Origin of the sequence: Sphingomonas sp. CD22 (genome assembly GCF_034556155.1) — a bacterium.
Classification (GTDB): domain Bacteria; phylum Pseudomonadota; class Alphaproteobacteria; order Sphingomonadales; family Sphingomonadaceae; genus Sphingomonas.
The window spans coordinates 32,868-45,763 of record NZ_JAYDYX010000009.1; the positions used below are offsets into that span (position 1 = coordinate 32,868).

Consider the following 12,896-nt stretch of genomic DNA (forward strand, 5'->3'; position numbering starts at 1 on the left):
CTCAGTACATGATGATGGCGCTTCGGCGTAGATGGACAATTATCGGCGCGATAGTCGTCTGCTTGATAGCAGCCGTGTTGTTCACCCTTCTTGCTACGCCAAAGTATACGGCGGCTACCCAAATCGAGATTAATCGCGAGGGTGCACGAATTCTGAGCAACGTGGAGAACGTACAGCCGGACACAGGCGCCGCTGACCAAGAGTTTTATCAAACGCAGTATACGGTTCTGAGCAGCCGTGCGATGGCTCAGCGCGTCGCAAGAGAGCTCCGGCTTGCCGATGATCGACACTTTTTCGACGTGATGGGCGCTAAGCTTGTTGCGGAAAGCTTTACCAACGGCACGTCGTCTTTATCTCGCGTACAGCGCGATGAGGCGGCAGCACAGATACTTAGTGCTCATGTTTCCGTGCAGCCCATCCGCACTTCGCGACTAGTTGACATCGAGTGGACCAGTCCCGATCCCGTATTGGCTGCAAAGGTTGCAAACACTTGGGCGACCAGCTTCATTTCCTACAATCTCGAACGTCGCTACGACGCCAGTTCATACGCACGCCGCTTTTTGACTCAGCGCCTTGAGCAGTTACGGCAGCGGCTCGAGACGTCCGAGCGACAGCTTGTAGGCTACGCGCAGCAGCAATCGATCATCAATGTGCCGGTCGGCGGGACCGACACCAGTGGTCGAAGCGCAGAACGGTCGCTAACAGTCGACAGCTTGGCGGCACTCAACACCGCTTTGTCTGAGGCAACTGCCGATCGAATTAAAGCGGAAAGCAGGCTTGCTGGTGCACGCTCTGGCACGTTGCCAGAGCAGCTCGAGAACGCTACAATTAACACGCTACGTCAGCGTCAAGCCGAACTTACTGCAGACTATGCCAAGCTCATGCAGCAGTTTTCACCGGAGTATCCGCCAGCGCTGGCGCTGGCCGCGCAGCTGGCGCAAGTCAATCGGAGTCTCGCGCGTGAACAGCAGCGTGTTTCTACGACGGTAGCAAATGGCTACAATGATGCGCTTGGCCGCGAAAACCTGCTTCGGGCGAAGGTCAACTCGCTAAGAGGGGATTTTCTTGATCAACGCCGTCGTGGTATTCAGTACAATATATTTCAGCGTGAAGTTGATGCAAATCGCGAGCTCTACAATGGTTTGTTACAACGCCTGAAAGAGATTGGCGTTTCGGCCGGAGCTAGCGAGAACAATATATCAGTTATTGATGGAGCCGAGATACCGTCACGGCCTTCGTTTCCGCGGCCGTTCCTTAACATCCTAGCTGGTTTGGCGGTCGGCGCGTTGTTAGGGTTGGCGATTGCTTTCGCCCGCGAGCAGATAGACGAGACGATTGCAGATCCTTCTGACTTCGAACGGCGTATGGGCCTATCGATGCTCGGCGGTGTGCCGGAGGTGGCGACGCATGATCCTATTGAAGAGTTGCGCAATCCCAAGTCGCCGCTTACCGACGCGTATCTCTCAATCCAGGCCAGTCTGTCGTTCACGACTGATCACGGTTTGCCACGATCGCTGATCGTGACCAGTACTCGGCCAGCTGAGGGCAAATCCACTACGGCACACGCTTTTGCATACGTTACGGGCCGATCTGGCGTACGTACTCTGCTGATCGACGCAGACATGCGATCGCCGTCGCTGCACGAGAATCTTGGCATTGCCAACGGCGATGGGCTGAGCGCTGTATTATCAGGGATTGTAACGCCGCAACAAGCTATTCGCCCGATTGAAGGGTTGCCGTTCGATGTCATGACTGCGGGCAAGTCGCCGCCAAACGCTGCGGAGCTATTGCGCGGGCATCGCCTGCCCGAGCTACTTGCCGAACTTGGCCATGACTATGGCTTCATCGTTCTCGATTCGCCGCCTGTAATGGGGCTTGCTGACGCGCCGATCATCGCAAGCGTGGCTGAAGCAACCGTCTTTGTCATGGAGTCGCGTGGCGTAAAGGCCCGGCTTGCGCAGATCGCGCTAGAGCGTCTGCGTCAGGCACACGCCCATATCGCCGGCGCAGTGATGACCAAGCTGCAGTTCCGAAAGGCGGGCTATGGCTATGGCTATGACTATGGTTACGGCTATGGGCGCAGCAAGGATTAAGCTGTGGCACGACGTCTGCGCATTGTGGGTGGTCACTCGCCCTGGCTAATCGCATTATGGGGGGCGGTACTTATCGCCACCGCGGCGGTTACTTCGCTGTCGAGTTTGGCTGCGCTGATGCGCGAACAACAGCCGGACACGATCCTAACGTTTGATCCGCGCGACGCGTTAGCACAAGCTCGGCGCAGCGAATTATTATTAGCACAGTCACCGGAGGATCAGCATGTTGTGCAGCGCGCCCGTACCGCGGCGCTGGCGGCCTTGTCTTACGACCCGACACGAGTAACCGCATGGCGTAGTCTTGCCGCTGTACAACAGAACAATAACCGTGCTGATCAACTGCTGTTGGTCGCACAATGGCTGTCACGCCGCGATCCGCTAACCCAGCTCGCTCTGCTGGAATATAAGGTGCAACACGGTGATGTTGCTGGCGCTTTGCAGCATTACGACAACATCCTCCGGGTTTCGACCGTCTACGACCGTGTGCTCTTCCCTGTTCTGGCCTACGCCGGAACTGATCCTAATGTGCAGCCGGCACTCGTCGCCCGGTTGGCCTCCGCATCGGCTTGGCGGCGCCGGTTCTTTTCCTATCTAGCCAGTTCCAACACGGCCTATCATACACAGGCAGTCATTTACGCCGCGATGGCACGCCATGGAAAGCTTTCCGATAGTGATATTGTTGGACTGCAGGCGACTAATGCGACTTTAGGGGGAGATTACCGCAATGGCGAGACGCTGTTCAAATTGGCCGATCCTGGCGCCGCGCGGCTGCCGCTGCGCGACGGCAATTTCGCTAGCCTAGGCGGCATCACCCCTTATAGTTGGATGTTAGAGGACGGCGGTTTTCTTCGTGTCGCCACCGCCGTGGTTGCAGGACGACCTCGCCTCGAAATGGAGAGTCCGCGTGGCGATGGCGGCCGCGGCGTTCGCCAGTTGGTCCAGCTACCGGCTGGCAAGCGCCGTATCTCCGCAACGATTGGCCAGATTGAGGGGGATATCTCTGGTACGGTCTACGCGACGCTTGCTTGTGCGCAAGGCAGTCCGATAAGCGCCTCGTCCGAGGCGCGCGCCGATACCGGACGGATTGTTGTCGCTGCCACGATACCGGCAGGTTGCTATCCGCAGTGGCTTGAATTTGGACTTCGTCAATCTTTGAGCGGAGACCGTTCCGGTGCTTGGGTCAGCGGTATTCGTGCAGACTAGCTGCTCACGACAGGAACCCGGTCGGTAGGCATAGGCCACCGACCGGATTTGGATTATTTTACTGTTACAGTCTCAAGCTGCGGCAGCGGAAAGACCAGCGTCTGGCCCTTGAACGCGGCTGATGTCTCGAAGAAGCGGCGGAAGTGCCACGGAAGCACGATGAGATAGTCGGGCTTTTGCGCGAGCAGATCGCTTTCCGACACGATCGGCAGGAAGGTGCCAGGCGTGTACTTACCGAACTTCTCTGCGTTGACCTCGCCCACGGCAACGACTTCGTCGGTGGTGATATCGCAATATTGCAGCAATACGTTGCCCTTGGTCGAGGCGCCGATTGCACCCACGACTTTGTTCTCACTCTTGGCCTGACGGAGAAAGGCGATGAGTTCCTCGCGGGTCTGCGCGGTGCGCTCAGCGAAGGCGTGGAACGGTGCGACGGTGTCCAGCCCGGCCGCGCGCTCGCGCGTGAGAATCTCGTTGACCGCAGGTTCCAGCGGCTCGTCGCCGCGTGTCTTGCGGACGGTGATCGAGAAGCTGCCGCCGTTCACGTCGTTGAACTCGACGTCGAGAATGTGCAACCCGGTGCGGCGCGCCATCCACTCGATCTGTCGCAGCGCATAGAACTCGAGATGCTCGTGGCATACGGTGTCATAGGAATTCGTATCGAGCATCAGCGGCATGTAGCTTTGCTCGAACACCCAGATGCCATCGTCTGCGAGCACGTCAGCGACTTGGCGCATGAACTCCATCGGCGCCTCGAGATCATAGAACATCGAGAAGGAAGTGACCACCTTGGCCTTGCGCCCGGGAAAGCGGGCCTGCACTAGATCGGCGGAGAAGAAGTCCGGGATCAGATCGACATAAGCGGGGTAATAGTCGCGGAACTTGGTCCCGGTGGGATCGACCCCCACGAGTGTTAGCCCGCGGTCGCCATAGGCCTGGAGTGTGGTGCTATCGTTGCTGCCGATGTCGATGATCAAGTCGCCCGCGTTGAGGGTGACCGCCCGCTCGATACGCTCCACCTTCTTGCCGAGATGCGCCACCATGCTGGCATTGAGCCCTGAGCGATAGCCGTAATTGTCGCCGTACATCTCGGAGAGATCATAGCTGTGCGCGAGCTGAAGCAGGCCACAGCATTCATCCGAGCCGACGCATTTGACGAGGCGCAGCGGCCCAGTCGTCACCGTCTGGTCGCGCGATCCGGGGAAGACGCCCGTGAGCATCTGCTCGCCGAGGTCGAGCACCGGCTCCAAACCGGCGTTGCCGCAGATGCGGCAAGCATTAACCTTTTGGTACATCTAGGCTCGTTCCTTTTACTGTCGTGTCGTTGAGGATGTGCTGCTCGGCTGCGACCATCTCGGCGATGAGATCGGCAAAGCCAACCTCCGGTTGCCAACCGAGCGCGCGCAGCGAGGAGGGATCACCGACCAGCGCAACGCTCTCGCTCGGCCGGCGGAAAGTCGGGTCGATACGGACGTGGTCACGATAGTCCAGCCCCACGGCGGTGAAGGCGAGCGCTGCGAGGTCGCGGATAGAGTGGGTCACGCCCGTCGCGATCACCTGATCGGTGGGCTGCTCCGCCTGGAGCATCATCCAGGCGGCGCGGACATGATCGCGGGCATGGCCCCAATCGCGGCGCGCGTCCAGGTCACCGAGCACAACATGGTCGGCGCGCCCCGCCGCGATCATTACCGCCGCGCGGACGACTTTGCGCGTGACGAAAGCGGGCGGGCGCAGCGGACTCTCGTGGTTGAACAGAATGCCGGAGCAGGCGAACAGGCCGTGATGCTTACGATACACGTCGACCATCACATGCGCATATTGTTTGGCCGTGCCATACGGACTGCGCGGGTCGAGCGGGGTAGTCGGACCCTGCGGCGCGGGCGAGCGCCGGCCGAACATCTCGCTGCTCGATGCCTGGAAGAAGCGGATTGAAGGGTCGACGCGCCGGATCGCCTCGAGCAGCCGCACCGGGCCAAGACCGTTGACGTCGCCCATCGCAACGGGATCGTCAAACATTCCCGACCCGGTCGAGAATGCGGCGAAATTGTAGATTTCGTGGGGCCGCAGCGCAGCGACCAGCGCGGTCGCCTCGGCGTCGTCGCGTAGCGAACAACGATGCAGCGGCACACCCTCGGCACTGACGCCGTCGTCGGTCGTCCGCGATGTGCCTGCGACGTCATAGCCCTCGAGCCGGAGCAGGCGCGAGAGCAGCCGGCCGTCCTGGCCGGTGGCGCCAGTGATAAGCGCGCGCCGGGCGTCAGCCATCGGTCGGCGTCCCCCGGCCGAACCCGCCTAGCCGGGCGACGGCGCGGCTCAGCTGCGTGGAGAAGCGGCTTCCCTCGACCAACTGGTACACGCTGGATGCGCCGCCGTGCCCGCGTGCGGTGAGCAGGGCGACGACCGCGACATGTGCGAGCCGGCCGGGCAGGCGGGCAAGCATGCGCATCCAACGCCCCTCGGTGTTCCCGACCCGCGCGGCCAGGCGCGTATCGAACTCATCTGCGGTGTAGACGCCATAGGCGCGCCATACGAGCAGCTTCTGCGGCTGGCGCCACGGCTCACGCAGCACTACGCGCGCTTTCGCCGCAGCCGAGAAGCCAGGGAAACTCCAGATCAGTTCAGGCCAGAGGAACATCCAAATTTGAAAGCCTCGTGTCGTCCACATTGCGTTACCGATACGGATTCGTACGAGCGGCTCGCCGAGTGCCACCGCGCATGCGAGCGGTGCCTGCAGTAGTACCCCGACGTGGATGAATAGCGTGCCATAATAGCGCTGGCGCTCGCGCGTGAGCCAGAGCGAACGCCGAACGATGACGCAGCCGATGAATGATAGCGCATCACCGAGGTCGGCGAGTAGCGCATCGCTGTCGGCTGCGCGATATGTGCGACGGCCGCTGAAGCGCAGCCGGCGTGGCTCGAAGACGGTGGTAAGGTCCTTGTCGCGCACCTCGGCGTCGACAACGATCAGGTCAGGATCGCTCGCGGCGAGCTCGGCAAGCACCGTCGCAACTGCGCCCGGGACGATCGTGTCGTCATCCGAGAACAGCCAGCAATGCTTACCGCGCGCATGCTGGACCACCTTGTCGAAGTCGGCGTCGATGCCGGAGTTCACGTCTTCGCGGATGTAGCGGACATAGGGCGAGCGTGCGGTGAAGCGCGCTACGACGTCGGCGGTATCATCGGGCGAGGCACCATCGAGCACTACCAGCTCGACCTCGGCAGATAGTTGCGGGACGATCGATTCGAGCGTCTCGGCGATAAAGTCGGCGCGCTTGAACGTTGCAATGCAGATCGACAGCTGGATCATTGGCGGTCTGCCAGCGCGGCTTGGTACACGGCGATATGCTCCCGCGCGACCCGCGTCCAATCATCCTCTCGCGACAATGGCATGTGACCGCGCCCTCTCATGAAATCGACAGCCTCGCGAAGTGCGGCGCCATCGTCGGGTGGCACGTAGAAGACGCCGTCCGCCGCGTTATAGCCGCGTATGGTCTGTGATGTCGTCACCAGCGGCGTGCCCTGCAGCCGCGTTGCATGAATCGAGCTATTCCAGACTCCGCCGCCCGCCAAGAAAGGCAGCACGACCATATCCGCCGCGGCAAGCAAATCAGCGGTCGCCGCCTCATCCAAATAGCCTGGCAATAGCACCCGTCCGCGCCAACGCCGTTCGTCGGCGAGCGCACTGATCTGCTCACGATAGTCGGCGAAGTCGCCGAACGAGCCAGCGATAACGAGACGATCGACGCTTGGGTCGAGCGCTTCGAAAAGCAGATGAACGCCCTTTGCCGGGTAAATGAAGCCGAAGAAGACGATCAGATTGGCCGCATCGCCGACCCATATGCGGCGATGCGCTGAACGCTCGTCATCGGCCATCGTGCTGGGTGGGATGGACGACGCGCCGACGATCAGCCTCCGCTTTCGGACAGTGTCGAAGTGCCGGAATGCAGGCCAAAGATGCTGTTCGAAATCAGGACGCACGACGATCGCCGGTCCGCGGGGGAGGGCCTGCAGCGAAAAGTTGAGCATCTGACGCCCCGAGAAACCTTCGTGCCACGTCCGCACCGAAGCCGCGCCTTTCAGCCGCGCGATACCTGGCACTAGAGAGGGCAACAACGTCGCGCCATAACCCTGCGTAGGATATTGCAAGTGGACGATATCGGGGTGCCAGCGATCAATTGAACGAACCAGATTCGGGAGATGCCGGATCGACCAGTTATCGGGGGCGATCAGGCGCTCAATGCCAGCGTCGTGCGGGCTGTTTGCACCGAAGTGCGAGAGGACGCCAACATCGATAGTGCCGGTCGCCGCCAACGCCTTGGCGAGACTGCGCGTATAATCTCCCACACCGCAGTGTGCGTCGGGATACGAGCCGCTGACCAAGAGGACGCGAGTGTTGGTCATGACTGACGACGCAAAAGGACGGCTCTTGCCCGGTGACGCAGGGCCGGCACGGTGAATACAATAGCAAGCGAGGAGAGGGTAGGCATCAGCAATCCCCAGCCGAGCCGCGCTACGATGGATGGTAAAACGGCGAGCAGCTGGAATCCGATCAATGCCGGCAACAATGCGGTTAGCATTGGCAGCAGGAAATCGGTGACCAGCCAAAGACGAGCCGAGACCTGAAAGCCGCGGCGATGCGTCAGGAGGATGCTGGCCGCCACGTTCGCCACGTTGCTTAGGAACCAGGCAATCGCCGCACCCTCAATACCGTAGCCGGGTAGCAGTATGGCCAAGGTCGGGACGAGTGTGGCAAACATCACAAGATTGACGAGCACGGCGGCATTCGAGTCACCCCGGGCCAGTTGAAGCGCATGAGGGAAATACATCGACGCGTTGAGTGCCGAGCCGGCGACTAGCAGAGGCAGAACGACGTGCAGATGCAGCGCTAACGCTTGGTCACCCGTCCACACTGTGATGATGTCTACGCCGAACACCGCGATGTAAGCGGCAGTGCTAAAGAGAATCGCGTTAGCAATACGACTATAGAGCCGATAGGCGGTCGCAACCTCGTTGCTGCCATCGCCGGCGATCAGCGCGGTTAGATGCGGGTAGAAGGCGCTGTAGACTGGCGAAATGAGAGTGATTAGTAGGCGGGACACAAGAAAGGCAACGCCGAATTTGCCGACCTCGTCCAGTGATACGAATCGCGGCAGTATGAGTTTGTCTAACTGGGCGACGATCACCCCGAGGAGGGTGGCGGCGGCAATTTGGCTCGAGAAGCCGAACAGCGGTGGAACGAGCGTGAAATCGGAAGCGACCCGCTCTCGGTGACCAAGCGCGTGCCATGACAGGTAGCGCGCCGCGACGACTTGTAACAGCGACACAATAATCTGCCATAGCAGGAAGCAGCGGAGGGACGGTTCAATGAACATAAGCACGAGCACGGCACCGACCGTGGAGAGACTGGTGACAATGATCGTCAGGAAATTAACCCAGCTTGCACGGCCAGCACCAGTAATTGCACCGAGATAAAGGCCGACTGGCCAGCGTAATGTCATTAGCACCGCCATTAGGCGAAGCGAAGACGTGATGGTGCCAGCCGATAACTGGTTGCTCGAGAACCAGCTTCGGGCAACGAGGGGTGCAATCGCAAGGAAACAAACACCGATCAAGATAGCGGTCAGCCAATAGAGCAACTCGAGAGTACGCAGCAGTCGAGGCGCGTATGTGGAGTCGGTACTTTGGCTACGCGCCACCTCGCGGTTCATCGTGGTGGAGAAGCCTAGGTCGAGAAGCAGCAGCGCACCTTGCAGCGAGGTGAAAAAGCTGATGAGACCAAAGTTTTCTGCGCCTAGAACACGGAGATAAAAAGGCAAGACGAGCAACGAGGCGATGGCCGACCAGCCAGAACTGACCAATCCCGATGCGACGTTCCAATGAAGACCGCGCAGGCGGTTCTGCCCCAGCCTGATCCCGATCACCTCTCTTTCTCCGCCGCGAACCTGATCCAGCGCAAACATGCTGCCTTGTAGCTCACTTGAGAACCGGACCGGCGAGCGGCCACGCTTTACTCGTGAAAACTGGCCGCACGATAGCCGTGCTGGGTGACGAGATCGTCGCGTTGCGCCGCGCTGAGATCCTCCGCCACCATCTCCTTGACCAAGTCCGCAAAGGGGACCTTGGGCGACCAGCCGAGCTCCGTCCGTGCCTTGGTCGCGTCGCCCAGCAGTGTCTCCACCTCGGCCGGGCGGAAATAGCGCGGGTCGACACCGACGAGGCATCGACCGTCGGCGCTATAGCCCTTTTCGTCGAGGCCTTCGCCGTCCCAACGCAGCACAAGATCGAGCTCGGCAGCCGCGGCGGTGACAAAGTCACGGACACTGAATTGGACGCCCGTTGCAATTACAAAGTCCTGCGCTCGCTCCTGCTGCAGCATCAACCATTGCATCTCGACATAGTCACGCGCATGACCCCAGTCGCGCTTGGCATCAAGATTACCCAGGAAAAGCTGATCCTGGAGCCCAAGTTTGATGCGCGCCAACGCGCGCGTAATCTTGCGGGTGACGAAGTTTTCGCCGCGTAACGGTGACTCGTGGTTGAACAAGATACCGTTGCACGCGTACATTCCATACGCCTCGCGGTAATTGACCGTGATCCAATACGCATACAACTTCGCCACGGCATAGGGCGAACGCGGATAGAAAGGTGTACGTTCGGTCTGCGGCGTCTCTTGGACCAAGCCGTATAATTCTGACGTCGATGCCTGATAGAAGCGTGTCTTGTGTTCCATGCCGAGAATGCGGATGGCCTCGAGCAGCCGCAGTGTGCCGAGCGCATCAGTGTCCGCGGTATATTCGGGAACCTCGAACGAGACAGCGACGTGGCTTTGTGCCGCGAGATTGTAGATCTCGTCGGGCTGGACCTGCTGGATGATCCGAATGAGGTTGGTCGAGTCCGTCAGGTCGCCGTGATGCAGGAAGAAGCGAACGTCGTCCTCATGCGGATCGCGATACAGATGATCGATGCGGGTCGTGTTAAACAGCGAGGCACGCCGTTTAATACCATGAACAATATAGCCTTTGCTGAGCAGTAACTCAGCAAGATAGGCGCCATCCTGACCGGTCACGCCCGTAATCAGAGCGATCTTTCGTTCTGCCGCCATTCAGGGGGAAAGCCTTTGTGCTCGTTCGCCGGTGGAGTGGCGCCAACTATGGCGACACGGCGTCGGGGTTGATGAGTAGCGCTCTTTACCTCGTCGACGGACAAAAGCAACCGCATGCCGCCCGTCCGGCGGCTATCGAGCGGTTGCGCGTGCGAGCGTAATCGGCCACTGGGGGCGGCCTTACCGAGGAGTGGTGCTCGTTGAGCAAGGTCGACGTTGTCATCGTGAACTGGAATGCCGGGCCGCAGCTACGAGAGTGCGTCGAGTCGATTTTCGCGCATGAACACGAAGTTCTGGGCAGTGTTATTGTCGTTGATAATGCGTCGGTGGACGGATCTGCGACATTCTGTCGCACCGACGATCGAGTTGTCCTTGTCGAGCCGGAGCGAAATCTAGGCTTCGGTACCGCATGCAATCGTGGGGCTGCTGCTGGGTCGGCCGATTACCTGCTCTTTCTAAATCCTGATACTCAGCTGCTGCATTCAACGCTGGCAAATGTTGTCGATCATTTGCGCGGGCGGGGGAGGGCGGCGGGCGCTGTCGGGGTCAAGCTGATCGGTAGCGACGGACATGTGTCGCGACACTGCGCGCGTTTGCCCAGCGCATGGACGTTCCTGACGCTCAGCTTGGGGTTATCGAAGATTTTGCCGCGTTGGTTCAAGCCGGTCGAGCTGGTCGAATTCGACCATGTTCATACCGCCAACGTGCCGCATGTCATGGGTGCTTTCTACTTGATGCCGCGTGCCGTGTTCGAGGCAGTGGGCGGGTTCGACGAGCGCTTTTTTGTTTTCTACGAGGACCTCGATCTGTCGCTTCGGATCGCCCAAGCAGGAAAATCTGTCGTATATTTTGCCGAGGAAGAAATTTTCCATCGGACTGGCGGCACCGGTAGCGGCGCCAGCGCAAAGGCGCTCTCCTACCTGCTGGAGAGCCGCTTAATCTATGCTCGCAAGCATTTCGGCGCGGTGGGATGGGTTATAATTGCCTTCTCGGTCTTTATTATCGAACCGGTTCGGCGCACGGTACACGCACTGCTGCGCTGTGCGCCGCGACTGGCGAGAGAGGCTTGGATGGCGGAACGCCGCCTTTTCGCGATGGTGCGGGGTCGCGCCGTTGATCGTCGCTGAACGCGACGCGGTTTAATAGGAATCAGTCTTTGATTTTCGATCGCTTACGGCATTCGGCTCACGTAAAGCTAATCCGCTACGAGCTGCTGGGCGCGTTGATCTTCGCGGGCCTCGTACCCTATCTTACGCGGCTGTGGAGCCTCGACACCAGCGATGCGCTCAGCTTCCACACGCAGACCTTCCTGATCGTCTGCCTCTCGACCTCGTTGGGGTATTGGTTCACGCGCAACTTCACGACCTATCCCGGTGTGGAGAAGACGAGCTACATTCTTACCTCGCTGGCGAGTTCCTACGGTATCATCCTGGCAGTCCTAGTCTTCTTTCGCGTCGACTATAGCCGTTTCATGCTCTTCGCTGGCTTCGTGCTGAGCTTGGTCTGGTTCTATTTCACCAAAATCAGCTCGGCGCGACAGGCCTGGGTGCGCGTCGGCCTCGCGCCGTTGACCGGGGACGTTGCCGACCTCGAATCTTATCCCATCCTATGGGTGCGGCTAACCGACGCGGCTGTGATCCAGCATGACATAGATGCGGTTGCGGCCGATCTGCGCGTTGACATGGAGGACGACTGGGAGAGAGCGCTGGCCGATTACGCGCTCGCCGGCGTGCCCGTCTTTCATATCAAACATTTGCGAGAATCGATTACGGGGCAGGTGGCGCTCGAGCATATTTCGGAGAGCAATTTTGGCTCGCTGTCGCCTGTCTCGGCCTATATGTCGATCAAGCATCTGCTCGACGCGCTGCTTGCCGCGCTTGCGCTGCTGGTGGTGGCACCGGTTCTCCTGTGCTGTGCTGTGCTCATCCGCGCGACGTCGGCGGGGCCGGCACTGTTTCGGCAACAGCGTGTCGGCTACCAAGGTCGCTCTTTCACCGTCTACAAGCTGCGTACCATGAAGGTGGCGGTGCCCGGTGAGGACGCTCGCGACGCTGCGATGACCAAGGACGCAGACGCGCGCGTGACGCCGATCGGACGCTTCCTGCGCCAGAGCCGGCTCGACGAGTTGCCGCAGCTCCTCAACGTTCTCAAGGGTGAGATGAGCCTGATTGGCCCGCGCCCCGAAGCCGAGGTGTTGAGCAAATGGTATGAAGCGGAAATTCCCTTCTATCGTTACCGCCACATCGTCCGCCCAGGGATCACGGGCTGGGCGCAGGTTAACCAAGGACATGTGGCCGACGTGTCCGACGTGCGCACCAAGCTCAACTATGATTTCTATTATATCAAGAACTTCTCGCCATGGCTCGACATGCTGATCGTTGCGCGCACGATTCGGACGATGGTGACTGGCTTCGGCGCGCGCTAAAGTCGGGACTTGTTGATCAAGTTAGGATGACGGTGGCAACGAGGGGGGACGGCCGAGAAGCAGGCTATAGGGT

General features: G+C 60.0%; 10 protein-coding genes. 4 read left to right on the plus strand and 6 right to left on the minus strand.

From position 1 onward, the window contains the following. Nucleotides 1–8: 8 nt before the first annotated feature. Together SFC76_RS16480 and SFC76_RS16485 are read left to right on the plus strand one after the other, a co-directional pair. The gene (locus SFC76_RS16480) at nucleotides 9–2,093 is read left to right on the plus strand and encodes a polysaccharide biosynthesis tyrosine autokinase (protein ID WP_322850495.1); all 2,085 of its coding nucleotides are present in this window, start codon (nucleotides 9–11) and stop codon (nucleotides 2,091–2,093) included. Nucleotides 2,094–2,096: 3 nt separating this feature from the next. Then, a complete protein-coding gene (locus SFC76_RS16485; RefSeq protein WP_322850496.1) occupies nucleotides 2,097–3,296 on the plus strand; it encodes a hypothetical protein in 1,200 nt (399 codons plus the stop codon). A gap of 53 nt (nucleotides 3,297–3,349) precedes the next feature. Here the strand turns inward: SFC76_RS16485 and SFC76_RS16490 are convergent, their stop codons facing one another. The 6 genes from SFC76_RS16490 to gmd are packed head-to-tail and all read right to left on the minus strand — an operon-like array spanning nucleotide 3,350 to nucleotide 10,398. After that, complete coding sequence (locus SFC76_RS16490) at nucleotides 3,350–4,591, minus strand: class I SAM-dependent methyltransferase (protein WP_322850497.1); 1,242 nt, start codon at nucleotides 4,589–4,591, stop codon at nucleotides 3,350–3,352. Further along, on the minus strand, nucleotides 4,575–5,561 hold the full coding sequence (locus tag SFC76_RS16495) for a GDP-mannose 4,6-dehydratase (protein WP_322850498.1): 987 nt from the start codon (nucleotides 5,559–5,561) through the stop codon (nucleotides 4,575–4,577). The genes SFC76_RS16490 and SFC76_RS16495 overlap by 17 nt, the downstream gene beginning before the upstream one ends. Further along, nucleotides 5,554–6,603, minus strand: coding sequence for a glycosyltransferase (locus tag SFC76_RS16500; RefSeq protein ID WP_322850499.1), 1,050 nt, complete (start codon nucleotides 6,601–6,603; stop codon nucleotides 5,554–5,556). Before SFC76_RS16500 ends, SFC76_RS16495 begins: the two co-directional genes overlap by 8 nt. Then, nucleotides 6,600–7,697: a glycosyltransferase family 4 protein gene (locus SFC76_RS16505; protein WP_322850500.1), complete on the minus strand. Its 1,098-nt coding sequence runs from the start codon at nucleotides 7,695–7,697 to the stop codon at nucleotides 6,600–6,602. The genes SFC76_RS16500 and SFC76_RS16505 overlap by 4 nt, the downstream gene beginning before the upstream one ends. Beyond that, the gene (locus SFC76_RS16510; protein ID WP_322850501.1) at nucleotides 7,694–9,256 is read right to left on the minus strand and encodes a lipopolysaccharide biosynthesis protein; all 1,563 of its coding nucleotides are present in this window, start codon (nucleotides 9,254–9,256) and stop codon (nucleotides 7,694–7,696) included. The genes SFC76_RS16505 and SFC76_RS16510 overlap by 4 nt, the downstream gene beginning before the upstream one ends. 47 nt (nucleotides 9,257–9,303) lie before the next feature. Next, complete coding sequence (gene gmd / locus SFC76_RS16515; protein WP_322850502.1) at nucleotides 9,304–10,398, minus strand: GDP-mannose 4,6-dehydratase; 1,095 nt, start codon at nucleotides 10,396–10,398, stop codon at nucleotides 9,304–9,306. A gap of 200 nt (nucleotides 10,399–10,598) precedes the next feature. Here gmd and SFC76_RS16520 point away from each other — a divergent pair, with 200 nt between their 5' ends. Next, nucleotides 10,599–11,525 carry a glycosyltransferase family 2 protein gene (locus tag SFC76_RS16520; RefSeq protein WP_322850503.1) on the plus strand — a complete coding sequence of 309 codons (927 nt, stop codon included), beginning with the start codon at nucleotides 10,599–10,601 and terminating at the stop codon, nucleotides 11,523–11,525. A 29-nt stretch (nucleotides 11,526–11,554) separates the two neighbouring features. Further along, nucleotides 11,555–12,823 carry an exopolysaccharide biosynthesis polyprenyl glycosylphosphotransferase gene (locus SFC76_RS16525; protein ID WP_322850504.1) on the plus strand — a complete coding sequence of 423 codons (1,269 nt, stop codon included), beginning with the start codon at nucleotides 11,555–11,557 and terminating at the stop codon, nucleotides 12,821–12,823. The last annotated feature ends 73 nt before the right edge of the window (nucleotides 12,824–12,896 follow it).